The 15,527-nt window shown below is 42.3% G+C and carries 13 protein-coding genes and 1 other RNA gene; 4 read left to right on the plus strand and 10 right to left on the minus strand.

Annotated features, from left to right (window positions below; all coding sequences use genetic code 11):
* Positions 1 to 7: 7 nt before the first annotated feature.
* On the minus strand, positions 8 to 1,570 hold the full coding sequence (locus tag FQ082_RS09980; RefSeq protein ID WP_149492974.1) for a S41 family peptidase: 1,563 nt from the start codon (positions 1,568 to 1,570) through the stop codon (positions 8 to 10).
* 266 nt (positions 1,571 to 1,836) lie between these two features.
* Positions 1,837 to 3,495, minus strand: coding sequence for a 2,3-bisphosphoglycerate-independent phosphoglycerate mutase (gene gpmI, locus FQ082_RS09985; protein ID WP_149492975.1), 1,659 nt, complete (start codon positions 3,493 to 3,495; stop codon positions 1,837 to 1,839).
* A 237-nt stretch (positions 3,496 to 3,732) separates the two neighbouring features.
* On the opposite strand from gpmI, the gene ssrS reads away from it, so the two are divergent.
* Positions 3,733 to 3,928: non-coding RNA, 6S RNA (gene ssrS, locus FQ082_RS09990), on the plus strand.
* 121 nt (positions 3,929 to 4,049) lie between these two features.
* On the opposite strand, the gene FQ082_RS09995 is transcribed toward ssrS, so the two are convergent.
* Positions 4,050 to 4,679 carry an FxsA family protein gene (locus FQ082_RS09995; protein WP_149492976.1) on the minus strand — a complete coding sequence of 210 codons (630 nt, stop codon included), beginning with the start codon at positions 4,677 to 4,679 and terminating at the stop codon, positions 4,050 to 4,052.
* 153 nt (positions 4,680 to 4,832) lie between these two features.
* Here FQ082_RS09995 and ruvC point away from each other — a divergent pair, with 153 nt between their 5' ends.
* Entirely contained in the window at positions 4,833 to 5,417 is a 585-nt protein-coding gene (gene ruvC, locus FQ082_RS10000; RefSeq protein ID WP_149492977.1) for a crossover junction endodeoxyribonuclease RuvC, read from the plus strand.
* 108 nt (positions 5,418 to 5,525) lie between these two features.
* Here the strand turns inward: ruvC and FQ082_RS10005 are convergent, their stop codons facing one another.
* The 5 genes from FQ082_RS10005 to FQ082_RS10025 all read right to left on the minus strand — a co-directional run bounded on the left by FQ082_RS10005 (position 5,526) and on the right by FQ082_RS10025 (position 11,241).
* Positions 5,526 to 6,413, minus strand: a complete 888-nt coding sequence (locus FQ082_RS10005) for an META domain-containing protein (protein ID WP_149492978.1) — start codon at positions 6,411 to 6,413, stop codon at positions 5,526 to 5,528.
* A gap of 339 nt (positions 6,414 to 6,752) precedes the next feature.
* The gene (locus tag FQ082_RS10010) at positions 6,753 to 7,415 is read right to left on the minus strand and encodes a glutathione S-transferase family protein (RefSeq protein ID WP_149492979.1); all 663 of its coding nucleotides are present in this window, start codon (positions 7,413 to 7,415) and stop codon (positions 6,753 to 6,755) included.
* Between the two features lie 287 nt (positions 7,416 to 7,702).
* Entirely contained in the window at positions 7,703 to 8,341 is a 639-nt protein-coding gene (locus tag FQ082_RS10015; RefSeq protein ID WP_149492980.1) for a peroxiredoxin, read from the minus strand.
* Between the two features lie 262 nt (positions 8,342 to 8,603).
* Positions 8,604 to 9,359, minus strand: a complete 756-nt coding sequence (locus FQ082_RS10020; RefSeq protein ID WP_149492981.1) for a phospholipase D family protein — start codon at positions 9,357 to 9,359, stop codon at positions 8,604 to 8,606.
* A 142-nt stretch (positions 9,360 to 9,501) separates the two neighbouring features.
* The gene (locus FQ082_RS10025; RefSeq protein WP_149492982.1) at positions 9,502 to 11,241 is read right to left on the minus strand and encodes a glutamine--tRNA ligase/YqeY domain fusion protein; all 1,740 of its coding nucleotides are present in this window, start codon (positions 11,239 to 11,241) and stop codon (positions 9,502 to 9,504) included.
* A 344-nt stretch (positions 11,242 to 11,585) separates the two neighbouring features.
* Between FQ082_RS10025 and FQ082_RS10030 the strand changes: the two genes are divergently transcribed.
* Complete coding sequence (locus FQ082_RS10030) at positions 11,586 to 12,098, plus strand: peptidylprolyl isomerase (protein ID WP_149493064.1); 513 nt, start codon at positions 11,586 to 11,588, stop codon at positions 12,096 to 12,098.
* Between the two features lie 87 nt (positions 12,099 to 12,185).
* Positions 12,186 to 13,034 carry a UDP-2,3-diacylglucosamine diphosphatase gene (locus FQ082_RS10035; protein ID WP_149492983.1) on the plus strand — a complete coding sequence of 283 codons (849 nt, stop codon included), beginning with the start codon at positions 12,186 to 12,188 and terminating at the stop codon, positions 13,032 to 13,034.
* Between the two features lie 145 nt (positions 13,035 to 13,179).
* Here the strand turns inward: FQ082_RS10035 and FQ082_RS10040 are convergent, their stop codons facing one another.
* Positions 13,180 to 14,481: a lytic murein transglycosylase gene (locus FQ082_RS10040; protein ID WP_149492984.1), complete on the minus strand. Its 1,302-nt coding sequence runs from the start codon at positions 14,479 to 14,481 to the stop codon at positions 13,180 to 13,182.
* Between the two features lie 76 nt (positions 14,482 to 14,557).
* Positions 14,558 to 15,370 (minus strand): M23 family metallopeptidase, encoded by an 813-nt coding sequence (locus FQ082_RS10045; protein ID WP_149492985.1) that lies wholly within the window; start codon positions 15,368 to 15,370, stop codon positions 14,558 to 14,560.
* Between the last annotated feature and the right edge of the window lie 157 nt (positions 15,371 to 15,527).

Raw genomic sequence — 15,527 nt, forward strand, 5'->3', positions numbered from 1 at the left:
GACTAGATTAGAGCTTTACATTAGATGTTGGTTTTTCAATAACATTCTTTATAGCTGTATTGTTTTTAATAATACTATTTTTAGGATCTGGCTTTTTCTCAGAACGTACAAATCGAATACCTGAAGTAAGCGCTTTCTTTCGTAATAAATCAAGCGCTTGCTGCTCCCACGTGCTTTCACTGCCCGATAGAGCGATATCAGGCTCTACCCCAATACCATCTATCTTTTTACCTGAAGCAGTCATGTAGTTAGCAACCGTGAGCTTGACCGCTTGCTCATCGTTAAGCGGTATCACCGATTGTACAGAGCCTTTGCCGTAACTGACCTCACCTAAGACAGTGCCACGCTTTTGCGCTTGCAAGCTACTGGTCAACACTTCTGCCGCTGACGCCGAATAGCGATTTTGCAACACTACTACTGGTAACGCCTCAAGCAATGCTGCACCTCTAGTCGATAATGTACGCGAATCTGCTTGGCGACTCTTTATCTGTACCACATCCGTATCTGTCATAAATAGGCTAGCAACGCTCACAGCGGATGCCAATACGCCACCTGGATTATCACGTAAATCTAGTAGTATTCCTGTGACAGGCTTATCTAAATCGATCAAACTTTGTAGCAGTTTTTCACGGCTATTATTTTGAAATGCTGGTAACCTCACAATGGCCATACCATCTACAAAACGAGTTTCAATAATTTGAGGATGGCTATTATTACGTTGTAAAGTGGTGACATGTTTACGGCGTCCTGCCTTGGATGTCACCACATCTACTTGCGTACCGGCAATGCCTGTTAAAAGCTGCTCGATATCGTTACTTTCTTCATCTTCGCCAAGCTTAAACTCATCGACTTGGTGTAGATAATCGCCAACTGCGATACCCTTTTTATCGGCAGGTGAATCATCAAGTACCTCAGTGATGACCCAATAGCCCAAGGCTGATTGATACTCAACCTTGATACCAATATCGCCGACATCACCTTCCGTAAAAGCACGCAGATTTTCATAGGCTTCAGCGTCCAAAAATTCCGCATGACTATCGAGCTTGGTTAACATACCGCTCATGGCATTATTAAACAACTCTTCATCATTAACCGTATCGACATATTCACGACGCACCAAATCAATCAAAGCAACAAAGGTCTTCAACGTTTCAGGAGAAATAGCATTTAATGACACTTGAGCGACTTCAGCAGGAATGTCGGTATTAATAATAGGCGATTCATTGTTCAGCACAGTTTCATCCGCCACACTATCAATTAAATCGTCAGCTTGATCAGCAGATTCAAGCATATCAGCTATATCTGATAAATCATCTGCGCCGTTATCTAATGGCACATTATCAGCATTTAAACTGATGAGTTGTAAGCTTGCCGTACGACTTGCGTTGCGCCCTGCAGCAGTATCTTTGACAGCCGCTTGCGCTGGTATAGCAATCATACTTAAGCCCAGAAAACCCACGATAAGCGTCGGCTTTAAGACGTTAGTGTAGCTAGATATCGTACTCATTGACTGCTCGAGTCTTTTAGAGGTCAATGGAAGTGTACGACTGATAGGATTGTTAAAATGCATAAAAATCACCTGAAAATTTGTCCAAAGTTAAGCCATCATTATTATAGGATTGTTATATGGTTATTATTGAATAATAGCCCATAAGATAGCATCAAGCACCCTTATAAGAATAGGAGAGTATTGCAAGTAACTTAGGTGAAATGTTAGACAAAATGTAGCAACAAAAAAGGGAGAGCTGATCAATAGCTCTCCCTTTTAATATTAATTTACTTTGAAAGTAATGTAACGCTACTAGTATAAATTTCTAGCGCCTTACTATAATTGGATTATTGAGCGGCAACCAACAGACTTTCGCCTGTCATCTCTTTCGGCGCTTCGATATCCATTAAGGCCAGAATAGTAGGTGCAACATCACTAAGCTTACCGCCGCTACGGACTTGTACTTTTTTCTCACCGACATAAATCAGTGGCACGTGTTCAGTAGTATGCTGAGTATGGACTTGACCACTCTCATAGTCTTGCATCTGCTCACAGTTGCCATGATCTGCTGTAATCAGCATATCGCCTCCTGCCGCACGTACTGCTTCTGCCACGCGCCCAACGCAGATATCTAACGCTTCTACTGCTTGCACCGCAGCATCAAAGATACCAGTGTGACCGACCATATCACCATTGGCATAATTGACAACTAGCACGTCATATTTACCAGATTCTATCGCTTCCACCAATCTATCAGTCACTTCAGGCGCGCTCATCTCAGGCTGCAAGTCATAAGTAGCCACATCCGGCGATGGCACTAAGATACGTGTCTCACCTTTATATTCATCTTCACGCCCGCCACTAAAGAAGAACGTTACATGAGCGTATTTTTCAGTTTCAGCAATACGCAGCTGGGTTTTACCCTTATCTTGCAAATATTCGCCAAGTGTATTGGTCAATGAGGTTGGATAATAAGCGATGCTGGTTTTAGGATTATCTGCTAACACATCAGAATACTTGGTCAACATCACAAATGCCGCAAGTTTTGGCTGCTTATTGCGGGCAAATCCTGAGAACTCATGATCCGGTAATACGAAAGCTTGCGCCAGCTCACGAGCACGGTCAGCACGGAAATTCATAAAAATAAGGGCATCATTGTCATCAACGGTATAAGGCACTTCGTCACGCCCAATCACGACCGTTGGATTAATGAATTCGTCGGTTTCACGTGCTTTGTACGCAGCTTGCACTGCCCCATCAGCACGAGTTGCTAAACGATCCGCTTTACCTTCAGTAATCAGCTCATAAGCTTTTTGCACGCGATCCCAGCGATTGTCACGATCCATCGCATAGTAACGCCCGATAATACTGGCAATCTGTACACGACCACTCTCATAATGGGCATTCAGCTTTGCGATATGATCACGAAGACGATTGATATATTTATCAGCAGACTTAGGCGGCGTGTCACGTCCATCTAAAAAGCAATGCACAAAGACGTTTTTGGCACCATGTACCAATGCGGAATGACACATTGCTTCAATATGGTCTTGATGAGAATGGACGCCACCATCTGACAGCAAGCCCATAATATGCACATTGCCGCCCAATGTATTGGCGGCTTTTACTGCATTGACCAAGGCTTCATTTTTATAAAAATCACGACTGGCAACTTCACTTGAGATACGAGTTGAATCTTGATAAAGCACGCGCCCAGCGCCCAAATTCATATGCCCAACTTCTGAATTACCAAACTGACCATCTGGCAAACCAACATCTTCTCCTGACGCTGATATCAATCCATGCGGATATTGTTCATAAATATTATCTAAATTTGGCATATTAGCGGCAGCAATGGCATTGTCTTTATCGTCTTCACGATGCCCAAACCCATCTAATATCATTAATACACGCGGCACTTTCTTATTATTATCACCATCTTGCTGCTTGCTTAATTGTGCCTGATTATCGTCGATAGATTCTGATTGTTGCTGGGTATTGGTCATGGATTACCGCTCCTCAAGTGAATGAACGCCTATAATGCTGTATTAGGATGTCTAAAGTTGTCTATATTAGCACACATCTTGAAATAGCTGAAAAGTGAGCTTCTAAGTCAACATTTGATTACTATATGAATAGATTGGGATGTAATAATAATTTCATGGTAATAATGCTAATTATCAAACTCACGTAGCAATCTGTAAATCGTACTTGCAATCACTCAAACCATTGGTTAATATAATTGTATTCTGAAGTGTTGGCTAGCAGATGTTTATTCCCTGAGCCGATAATGCTTTACCAGGATGTGGTACCTATTGCTTCATTGTGTATGCCTGCACCGCTTGCGGTGTATCAGGAAACCTGCCGAGGCAGTGACGCATCCGCCCTGAACTTCACGGTTCATGGGTCACCATCTTGCGGCGGCACTTCGGTTGTTATATTCGGTTAGTAGTTTTTTTATTTATAAGCACTATATTTATAAAGAATGAATTACAGCTACTAAAAAGCCCCTTTCGTCAATGACAAAAGGGGCTTTTTCTATGCTTGTCTATTAATTCAACTACTCGTCATTAGCAGATTTAGTGATTTTTTTCACGTCTTTAGGAATGGTTTTTGCTGTCCCATCAATCGTTGTATGCTGCTTAAACACATCACCAAACGGTTTTTGCTGTTGACCAAACGGGTTCTGATTATTCATACCACCTGCGCCGCCAAACGGGTTTTGACCACCCATGCCGCCAGCACCACCAAATGGATTTTGTCCGCCGCCCATTTGTCCACCCATCTGCTTGGCCATCATTTCCATCATTTTTTGTTGATTGTTCATGACGTAATTATTGGCAAAGTCTTTGAGCTTTTTCTGCACGGGTGGCAATATAACCAGCAAGGCTAGCAAGTCACTCAGCACACCGGGAATGAGCAGTAAAATACCGGCCGCTGCCATAGCCACACTTTTGATCATAGTTGACTCTTGCGGACGCATCGACGGATTCATCATACCGCCTGCTTTCATCTGCTGGGCCATTGGGTTGAGAGCTGCCATGCCTTTGCGCAGGAGCGAAATACCGATGACGGCGGCGATAATAAACCAAATAAACACCAACCAGCCACTCGTAAATTGAGCAAGCAAATACCAAAGCAGCATCTCGATAATAAACCATACGATGGCAATACCAACTATCTGACCCATAAAGTGTCGTCCTATAAAATAAAAACCAATAAATTGAGCGCCATGCAAATTAAAATGGCTAACATATGATGTATATGGGGATTGATTGCTATACTATCAAACTTACGGCTAATTTTTAAGCCATAAAACAAAATGTAAGTAAGACGGAACACTATGGCAATTATTATTGGGATTGATCCAGGCTCACGCATGACTGGCTATGGCATCCTTCAACAAACGGGCGATAAGCTCACCTATATTGATTCAGGTACCATTCGTACAGATACCAAAGAGATGCCTGAACGCCTAAAACGTATTTTTAATGGCTTGACGCGTATTACTCAGCATCATCTAAAATATGCAGATGAGCCTATTTATACGGCAATCGAACAAGTATTTATGGCAGAAAACCCTGATTCAGCGCTTAAACTTGGGCAAGCACGTGGCGCAGCCATTGCAGCAATGGTAGCCCTAGATCTGGAAGTTTCAGAATATACTGCACGCCAAATCAAACAAGCCGTTTGCGGCTATGGCGCAGCAGCAAAAGAGCAAGTACAAGAAATGGTGTGCCGGATACTGTCTCTGGATTTTGTACCACAACAAGATGCGGCAGACGGTCTTGCCTGCGCCATCTGTCATGCGCACTCAAGCCATTCAATGAACAAATTGATATTAAACAGTGCTATGCGCGGGCGCGGTGCGTCTAAGAAAAAGGGACGCTGGCGTTTAACTGAAGAAGACTTAGGTAATTTGCGTTAAAACAATTAAGCAAGCATAAAAAAACACGCGTTCAAATGGCGCGTGTTTTTTATTATCAATATTTAATGTCACTACTTGATGTATTCATTCGTTAATAACCAATCAGCCCTATTCTACGACTGAGCTTTCAATAACGGCGTCCAATACATAGGCATATTCTTCACCTTCTGATACCTTATCGCTGTCTAATTGATAACGTTGTAGGCGTAGCACTTCATCATGCTTACCATCATGCTCATAGCCATCAATCTCACCATTAAATGCAGACCACTTGCCTTCACTGACTTTAATACCTTGATCATTATAAGTGACTGGTTTCACTTGCAAACACATCTCTAAGCTATTATCAGAGCACACTGTTTCATTAGCATTTACGGCCCAAAATACAGTCTCACCTTTACTATTGTACTTGGCTTGTGACGTCAACCTACCTTTCCAAGTCAAAGTGACCGCATTGCTGGTCACTTGCGTTAGGACTGGGCTATCACCCTCAGTGACACTGAGCTCACTAGTACCCTGCATCAAAGTATCTAAACGATTTTCTGCCTTGTTTAGATTTTCGCATAGCATTTTGGTACTCATGCTGTCTTCTGTCGTTAACGTATGACCTTTCAACTCATAACCTGCACTCATAGTGTTACAACCTACACCATAATTCAGGGTGTTATGACCTTGGTTTTGTTTAAACGACAGCATTACTTGGTTCTTAATATCTACAAGCGTCGTTATGACAGGTCCACCACTTTTATCATCGATATCAAGTAGTGTCCAACGATAACGCGCAAGATTTTCAATCATTTGTTCTTCAGCACTCATCTCGCTCGCCTTAGCTAACGTGGCATTATTATTCACTATATCAGCATCTGCAGTGCTAACATTGGTATCAGCTGACTCGAGGTTTGCATCCGTTGGAACAGAAGCATCTTGGCAAGCACTTAATGCCAGACTTATCGCTAGCATACTTGGCAATAGGGCGGATTTAAAAGATAGTGTCATGAAGATCATACCTTGCAGTTATGCTTTTTAATTCAACTTTTTGACCCATTTAATCTACAAAATCTGACTGTCACAATTATAAGAGGGATATCAGTCAAATTATTCAAAGGGCATTTAAAAAGATGCTTATAAAAGGGTAATAATCTGACCACTATAGCGCTCATAAGTGATATGGGTGTAACGAAGTGTTTAATTTTATAGATTCATAGTAAATTTCACATATATGCTTATCTTATTTTTAATGTTAACCATAGCAAAACAGCCCTGCGTCGTTAGGAATTATCCTCGTTACGCAAAGCTGTTGCTGCTTATCATTACATTTTTAAAAAATTTATTACTTTAATCTTCTTCATGAACAGGTTTGGCTTTTGCCATGTTTTTGATGCTAAAACGCTCGTTCATCATTTGGTAAAAACGGGCAAGATTGTCGCCCTGTTCATTGGGATTTACTTGCAGGACTTTGCCAAAATCTAAACCCAAATACAGCACAATATCAGCAAAGCTCAGCTGGTCACCGACCAGATACTCATGACCCTCCAACAGGGTTTCAAAATATGCTAATGCTTTGACAGCACGTGCGATAGATGGCGCGACAAACTCTGGTACTTGCTCAACACGCTGGGCTTTTGATGGGTGGCTATGCTGAAAGGCGAGCATAAAGTTATATAGCACCTCAAATTCGGAGATACGGCGCATAGAGCATACTTGCGCCCGCTGTACCACATCATTGCCCATCACCGAGCGTTCACCATAAACACGGTCGAGATATTCGCACACTGCCTGCGAGTCATTGAGTATAGTACCATCATCTAATGTCAAAACAGGCACGGTTTGCATGGGATTTATTTTGGTAAATGCCTCTGACATTTGCTCGTTGGCAGCAAAATCGATATCAATCACATCGAGGTCATCCATATCATCAATATCGATACCTTTTGATGCTAGCAAAATAAGTGCTTTGCGTGGATTAGGTGCTGTACGGGTGACATATAATTTTTTCATAAAAACTCCTTGTAAGGTGGGCTTAAAAGCGGCTTAGCGCTGCTATACTTTATTATGATTGTTGTGTCATCAAGTATCAAATGCTCTATTAACTCAAATATTAACGATAACGATTCATCTCTAAATCATGCATACTTGATTTACTAGTTATAGCGTACTCTGTTCATCATAGCAAAGCCTTATTTAGCTGATGCTTTGATGTTAAGCTGAATAGCAGAAAGCCCCACAATTTTGCATTATGGGGCTTTTTAAATCATCTCTTCATCAAGCTCAGATGCTCCAGCTTATTATTTATTAGGTGCAGGAGTGATACGTAAATACGGCTTAATTTCTGTGTGACCTTTTGGATATTTGGCAGCGATATCTTCGTTTTTAACACTTGGCGGAATGATAACGTCATCACCATCTTTCCAGTCTACTGGCGTTGCGATGTTGTATTCATCAGACAATTGCAGTGCGTCAATCACGCGAAGGATCTCGTCAAAGTTACGACCACAGCTAGCAGGATAGGTCAGCGTTAGTCGAATCTTTTTGCTTGGGTCAATAATAAAGACGCTACGTACGGTATGCGTGCTGTCTGCATTTGGATGCATCATGTCATACAGCTCAGCCACTTCTTTATTAGGATCAGCAATGATTGGGAAGTTCAGTTCAGTACCTTGAGTTTCACCGATATCTTTTGCCCAGGCATGATGGTCATCGATACCGTCAACAGAGATACAAATTGGCTTCACACCGCGCTTTTGGAACTCGCCATTTAGGGCAGCAGCACGACCAAGCTCAGTGGTACATACTGGGGTAAAATCGGCTGGATGTGAGAAGAAAACTACCCAATTATCACCTGCCCATTCATGAAAATTGATATCACCATCGGTGGTGGTTGCATCAAAATTTGGTGCGGTATCGCCTAAACGTAAATGTGCCATGCTTGATTCCTTATTTATGATTGTGACGAGCGCTATTATCGAATGCTATCTACGCGCTCTCTTATTATCAACGACATACTCAGCGGTTAAAATATCTACCAAGCATCTCAACAAAAAAACTGACTTTATCTTAACAAACTGGTTATGAATGTCTTGTGACGGATTGTAATGCGGTTATTCCTTTTATTACTAACACGAATGTAGCAAAATTATTCTTTGAAAACAAAGTAATGAGCTAAAAAGTGAGAAGTTAAGTAGACTTTTATATCACCATCCCTGAATCCCACAGACAAAACTCACCAAACTTTCCACGCTTACTCGTACCACCTGCGGCACGCCCAGCATCTGTTAATAACAACTCACCTTCTTGCTCTTGCAAATATCCCGCTGTCAGTAATTTATCGTTTAATTCTTGGGTTTTAAAGCCCAGCTCTTTGGCAAGCTTTGCCGTCGTTAACTTAGAATAATTAGGTGTTGCTATTTCTGTAGGTTTAGCAGAATTAGTTTCAGTAGGGACTCGAGAAGCACTCTCAGAACCAAGGTTGTTATCAACGCTACTACTAGGCTCAATTATTTTTTCAAGTGACATTCTGACTTCATCACTGATACGAATGATGCGCTGGGCTTCTTCATAAGTATCGGCATAGAGTTTGGCATCTTCATTACGGTAAATCAGTACGCCCATTTCATTATTATTTACTTGGCTGAATTCATAAAGGTTTAAGCTAGTAATAATGCACTCATTTTCGTTCAGGTAACACTTTGCATGCAAGTTTTTGCAAAAGCTGGTGCGAATAAAAGTCAGATTTTTGAGCCAGTTTATTTCTTCTGGGTGCAAATCATTCTTACCATAAACGATACGGATATCAATTTTGAGACGATTACGATCTTCTAACAGCTCTTTGATACGCTCATTAAGCTTTAGATAGGGGCTAATAATAATCAATCTATCAGACGCATTTTTAATCAACTCTTCTAAATGATAAGTCGTGCCACTGCTGTTTAAAAATTTTGCCATTTTAATACCCTCACCATCTACGATTAAAATTTATACTTATTCACAAAAAAGCCCATCCCTAGCGTACTAGAAATGGGCAACATTGCAAACCACTATTGTTCAGTATTTTCTTACAATAAATATGAACTGCGCTAATGATAAATTAAGCGGGTTTATAACTATCACGTAAGCTTACGATTTGGTTAAAGACAGGCTTGTCACTGCTATGATCTTCGCTATCAGAGATAAAGTAACCTTCACGCTCAAACTGGAAGCGCGTCCCAGCATCTGCATTGACCAATGATGGCTCAACTACAGCATTTAGCTCAGTCAATGAGTTAGGATTCAAGGCTTGATGGACGTCAGCGACGCCACTTGGGTCTTCGACACTAAATAGCTGCTCATACATGCGCACCGTTGCTGGAACGCCTTGGCTAGCCGATACCCAATGAATCACGCCTTTAACTTTACGACCTTCAGGATTATTGCCCAAAGTCGCCGGATCAATGGTTGCTTTAAGTTCAACCACGTTACCGTTATCATCTAAAATATGCTCCGTCACGGCCAATACATAGGTATTACGCAGACGAATTTCATTCTTCTCTGGTGATAAACGCTTATAACCTGCTGGCGGCTCAATTTCATAATCGCCTTGGTCAATATAAATGGTCTCAGTAAATGGAATTTCACGTTCACCCATATCGACATTGGGATGATTGGGCTGAGTTAACCATAAAGTCTGCGAGGCATCGTCAAAACGAGCTTGAACGGTGTCGGCCTTTTGCGACTCCCAACTGCTAACAGCATCGCTAAAGTTGGTAATGGTCACTTTTAATGGCTTAAGCACTGCCATACCGCGACCTGTGGTCGTCTCTAATGATTGGCGAATACTAAATTCTAATAAGCGAAAGTCTACAACACTGTCTACTTTGGTTACACCAACACGCTCACAGAAATCACGTAAACCTTCTGGTGTATAGCCACGGCGACGCATGCCAGCAATCGTCGGCATACGTGGATCATCCCAACCGCTAACGATATTTTCATCAACCAGCTGCTTTAATTTGCGTTTACTGGTCAATGTATGGTCAACATTTAGACGAGAGAACTCATATTGATGCGGTGGTTGCTCAAAGCCAACTTTTTCTATTGCCCAGTCATAAAATGGACGATGGTCTTCAAACTCTAACGTACATAATGAATGGGTAATGCCTTCGAGCGCATCAGATAATGGATGAGCAAAGTCATACATCGGATAGATGCGCCATTTATCCCCCGTTTGGTGATGTGCTTGATGCATAATGCGATAGATAACAGGATCACGTAGGTTCATATTAGGGCTTGCCATATCAATCTTGGCACGTAGCACTGCTTTACCTTCAGCATATTTGCCCTCTTTCATATCATCAAAAAGTTGCAAATTTTCTTCAACACTGGCATTACGATGTGGCGACGCTGTGCCTACTTCATTAAATGAGCCACGATTTTCTTTGATTTGCTCAGGCGATTGCAAATCTACATAAGCATCGCCTTGCTTGATCAGCTGAATCGCCCAAGCATGAAGTTGGTCGAAATATCCTGAAGCATGGTACGCCTCTCCTGCCCACTCAAAGCCCAACCATTTTACATCATTCTCAATGTTATCAATGAAGTCTTGCTTTTCTGCGGTTGGGTTGGTGTCATCAAAGCGCAGGTTGCAGATACCGCCAAACTCCTCAGCCACACCAAAGTTTAGACAGATGGATTTAACATGACCTAAATGCAAGTAACCATTGGGCTCAGGTGGGAAACGAGTGACAATCTGTTGGTATTTTTGCGCATTAACATCATCACGAATAATATTACGAATAAAGTCGTTTTTTCGTTCATCTTTTACGGCGTTGCTACTGGTGTTGTCACTCATTCATCATTGCTCCTAAGCAATTTATAATTGGTTATCATACAAATTAGTTATGGTTTTTATCTTAAACGGACTGTAGAAAAACAAAGTTGCGTCATTCTATCAGCTTTTGCGAAGCCATTAACAGCCTGATACATGACATCGCATAAAAAAGCCGTTAGACTAGCACCTAAATTAAGATTGACTGTTATAAGCTAAAAGGAAGATCTATGCATGCGATCAAAACATTCGGGTTTGCCAGCTTATTTGCCCCTTTATTTATACTAGGTTGCGCTAGTACTAATAGTACGATCGCTTCACAAACTCAGCCCAATTCAACATCCAACGCCAACACTCAGGAGACAACCATGAGCAACATGCCATTAGTAGAATTAGAGACTTCAATGGGTAACATTACTATCGAACTCAATGAAGAAAAAGCACCAAAAACCGTTGAAAACTTTTTAAACTACGTAAAATCTGGTCATTATGATGGCACGATTTTCCATCGCATCATTGACGGCTTTATGATTCAAGGCGGTGGAATGGACGCTGACATGAATGAAAAAGCCACCAACAAGCCTGTAGAAAACGAAGCAGACAACGGTCTGAAGAACGACGCTGGCACGATTGCTATGGCGCGTACGCAAGATCCGCATTCAGCGACTAGCCAATTTTTTGTCAACGTAAAAGACAACGATTTCTTAAACCATTCTGGCAAAAACATGCAAGGTTGGGGTTATACCGTATTTGGTAAAGTAACAAGCGGTATGGACGTCATCGAAAAAATGCGTGGCGTCCCAACCGGTCGTTTCGGCATGCATGCTGATGTACCAAAAGAGCCAGTGGTTATCAATTCAGCCACCATCATCACTCAGTAATCATTCTTCAATAGTTATTACTCAGTAGCGATGAATCAGTGAAAGCTTATGAGTCGTTACTGTTTAAAGTTATGAGGATAAGGATAAATGCAAAGTTTCAGCCATCTAATTACCACCCGCCCTCATGAGGTGCGACAAGTATTGATTAGCGATTTGCATTTATCGCCTGAAGAGCCTGCCTTAGTGCAGGCTTTTTTAGCGCTGCTTGATGATTGCCTTGCTCTGCCTGCGCTAAAACGCCTATTTATATTAGGTGACTGGTTTGAAGTCTGGCTTGGGGATGATTTTTATTTGTCTTTATCCGAAGAGGAACGACAAAAACATTGGCTCACACCACTTATCATTAAATTAAAGAAACTGCGGATAGCTGGCTGCGAGATTTTGGTCATGCACGGCAATCGCGATTTTTTGTTAGGGCAGCCTTTTTGTAATATATTCGGTGGCGAGCTTATTTATGAGCCGTATACCTTAACCGTTGGACAGCAAAACTATCGCTTAGAACACGGTGATGCACTATGCGTTGATGATAAAAAGTATCAGTTTTTTCGTAAAGTAATGCGTAATCGTTTGACGCAGTGGTATTTGCTCAATAAATCGTTAGAAAAACGCTTGGCGATTGCTGATAATATGCGGCAAAAGAGTCAGCAAAATAATGCCAATAAAGCGGCACATATCATGGATGTTAATGAAGCAGCAGTGAATAAAGCTATTTATCGCTTTGACGCCCTACTACATGGTCATACCCATCGTCCTGAAATCCACCAAAGTAATGAGGGTAAAACTCGCTATGTCCTTGGTGATTGGCGACTGTTTAATAAGGACAAGCGCCAGCAAAAAGTGAGTGCCGTGATTGGTGCGATTACAGCAAGCGTAGATGAAGGTATTATCGCTGAGAGTGCAGAGTTTGAATTGTTTGAATTTAACATTACTATTTAAATACCTAAACATCAAAACTGCTGCTGTTATCCTTATACAATGAAAAACTCCGTTATAAAACGGAGTTTTTTTATTTATTAACATCGTTATTTTTAAACAACCTTTGAAAACAACGATTATCCAAAAATAGTGATTTCAACCTATCTCACCACCCCGCCAGTGAAGACGCGCTACGCTGAGTAATAAAACCATCTGGCGTTTGACCGTTGGCTGCTTGCCAGCGCTGGAACGCATTGCGAGTATTGGTACCTACGATACCATCAGAGCCTTTTGTATCATAGCCTGAGCTTGTCAAACGCTGTTGTAAATTGCGTACTTGCGACGTCGATAACGGGCGCTCATAACGTGGCCATGACTTTTGTAAACCGCCTTGTCCAATCAGCGCTTTACCCAATAAGCTAACACCAAGGGCATAGCTTGATGAATTGTTATAGACTTTTATGACATCAAAATTTGGACTGAGTAGCAGTACTGGACCCTCTTTACCCGCTGGCAGCCACAACTCCATTTGAGTGTTACCATCCAAGGACACATCGGCTATGGTATCGACGCCCATCGACGCCCATCTAGCAGCAGGCTGCTTAGTACCAACCAGTGTGTAATCAAATGATGACGGAATGGTTGCTTCATAAAATGGTGCCAAACCACGTACCCAACCTGAATTGCTCAGATAATTAGCAGTAGATGCCAAGGCGTCGCCCGTCGACCATGGGTTACGGTGACCGTTACCATCACCGTCAACCCCATGCTTAAGCCACGTATCAGGGATAAACTGCGTCTGCCCCATACCGCCTGCCCAAGAGCCATCAAGCTGTGACCAAGACACATCGCCGCGCTGTAATAGTGTTGCTAGTGATAATAGCTGAGTTTCGGCAAATTCTTGACGGCGCCCATCATAAGCAAGGCTGGCTAGCGAGCTTGGAATACTACTATTACCCGTTACTACGCCGTATGACGACTCCATGCCCCAAATCGCGGCAATGATTTCTGCATTGACGCCATATTGCGACTGTAACTGCGATAAATACGTGCGTTGCTCAGCGAACTTACGCTTACCAGTACTGACGCGACCATCTGATACCGCAGAATCGACATATTCCCATGGCATTTTTGAAAACTCTGGCTGTCCTGAATCAAGCGAGATGACTTGTTGATTTAAATAAGCAGAATCGAGCAGACGACGAACCGTAGCAGCATCATGACCTGATGAAATGGCACGCATAGAAAAATCAGACTTCCAATCAGAAAAACTATTGTAGCTTGGCTTTGCGGGTGTTGGTTTAATGACCGGTGCTGGAGTCGGCTTCACTTGAATGGTTTGAGTCTGGGTAATTTGCACATTACCTTGACGAACTGGCTTATTAGGTTGCTGCATCGCCTGCTGACTGGTACAACCAACCATTACTAAGGCAGGGAAAAAGGCAAGGTAGTGTTTATTTAATCGCATAAGAGGTCTCAAGTATCCGTAAGTAAAGTGCAATGTGGCTTAGATAATTCCATTTAAGCGCCAAACAATAATAAATTTAACGCCCTAGTACCGCTCGTGGATCGATAGGGTTGCCATTTAAGCGTACTTGAAATTCCAAACCCACTTGATTGGTCTGACCACTATTACCCATATTCGCGATACGTTGACCGCGCTGAACGCTATCGCCTTCTTTAACCAACAGCTGGCTGTTATGTGCATAAGCAGTGATATAGTTGTCACTATGACGAATCATAATCAAGTTACCATACTCTGGCAGACCGTTGCCCGAATAAAGAACCGTACCTGATTGACTTGCTTGCACCGGATCACCTACGTTACCAGCAAACCACATGCCCATCGTGCTAGATGCAGCGTCAAAATTACGGGTGATTTGGTTGCGAGTCGGATACTCATAGCCTGACGTTGCATTGGCAGTCACTTCATAGACGGGCGGTTGTGAATAGTTGGGCGTGCTGGTTACAGGCGGTGTATAGGTTGGCTGTGTAGGGGCAGAGTTATTGTTCGAAGCATTGTAGCGATTACTATTATTGGCACTTGCCGGCTCACCTTGCCATAGTTTGAGCCACTGACCACTATAAATGGTGTATTTACTGTCTAAGCCATTCAGTGAACCAATTTGACGGTAATTGAGATTATAGCGCGCTGCCACTTGACTGACCGTATCGCCGCGCTGCACCCGATGATAGTTAGGAACCCCTTGATTATTGGTAATAATCTTCGGTCCCGCTTGGTTGGCTGATTGGTAAGTGGGTTTGGTGGCACAGCCTACCATCGTTACTGTGGCAGCAGCCATCGTGCCCAGCAATGCCACTGTGATAAATCGCGATCCAGCAATAAGCTTCTTCATACAAGATTTCCTATTCTTTATGTTACGTACAAACTCCTTGTGTGACTCACAAGCATTTTGCTAACTGTTATACCGTTTAATGTCTCAGATATCATCATTAATCATTGGATAATAAATGAGTTTTCTAATGTCTTGCTACTTATCATAGCGCTCATCA

The sequence above is a fragment of the Psychrobacter sp. ANT_H56B genome, assembly GCF_008369245.1.
Taxonomy (GTDB): Bacteria; Pseudomonadota; Gammaproteobacteria; order Pseudomonadales; family Moraxellaceae; genus Psychrobacter; species Psychrobacter cryohalolentis.

Bases quoted from the DNA above. Each gene is read 5' to 3' on its own strand.
- FQ082_RS09980 (WP_149492974.1), bottom strand. From the start codon at position 1,570: ATGCATTTTAACAATCCTATCAGTCGTACACTTCCATTGACCTCTAAA.
- gpmI (WP_149492975.1), bottom strand. From the start codon at position 3,495: ATGACCAATACCCAGCAACAATCAGAATCTATCGACGATAATCAGGCA.
- FQ082_RS09995 (WP_149492976.1), bottom strand. From the start codon at position 4,679: ATGGGTCAGATAGTTGGTATTGCCATCGTATGGTTTATTATCGAGATG.
- ruvC (WP_149492977.1), top strand. From the start codon at position 4,833: ATGGCAATTATTATTGGGATTGATCCAGGCTCACGCATGACTGGCTAT.
- FQ082_RS10005 (WP_149492978.1), bottom strand. From the start codon at position 6,413: ATGACACTATCTTTTAAATCCGCCCTATTGCCAAGTATGCTAGCGATA.
- FQ082_RS10010 (WP_149492979.1), bottom strand. From the start codon at position 7,415: ATGAAAAAATTATATGTCACCCGTACAGCACCTAATCCACGCAAAGCA.
- FQ082_RS10015 (WP_149492980.1), bottom strand. From the start codon at position 8,341: ATGGCACATTTACGTTTAGGCGATACCGCACCAAATTTTGATGCAACC.
- FQ082_RS10020 (WP_149492981.1), bottom strand. From the start codon at position 9,359: ATGGCAAAATTTTTAAACAGCAGTGGCACGACTTATCATTTAGAAGAG.
- FQ082_RS10025 (WP_149492982.1), bottom strand. From the start codon at position 11,241: ATGAGTGACAACACCAGTAGCAACGCCGTAAAAGATGAACGAAAAAAC.
- FQ082_RS10030 (WP_149493064.1), top strand. From the start codon at position 11,586: ATGAGCAACATGCCATTAGTAGAATTAGAGACTTCAATGGGTAACATT.
- FQ082_RS10035 (WP_149492983.1), top strand. From the start codon at position 12,186: ATGCAAAGTTTCAGCCATCTAATTACCACCCGCCCTCATGAGGTGCGA.
- FQ082_RS10040 (WP_149492984.1), bottom strand. From the start codon at position 14,481: ATGCGATTAAATAAACACTACCTTGCCTTTTTCCCTGCCTTAGTAATG.
- FQ082_RS10045 (WP_149492985.1), bottom strand. From the start codon at position 15,370: ATGAAGAAGCTTATTGCTGGATCGCGATTTATCACAGTGGCATTGCTG.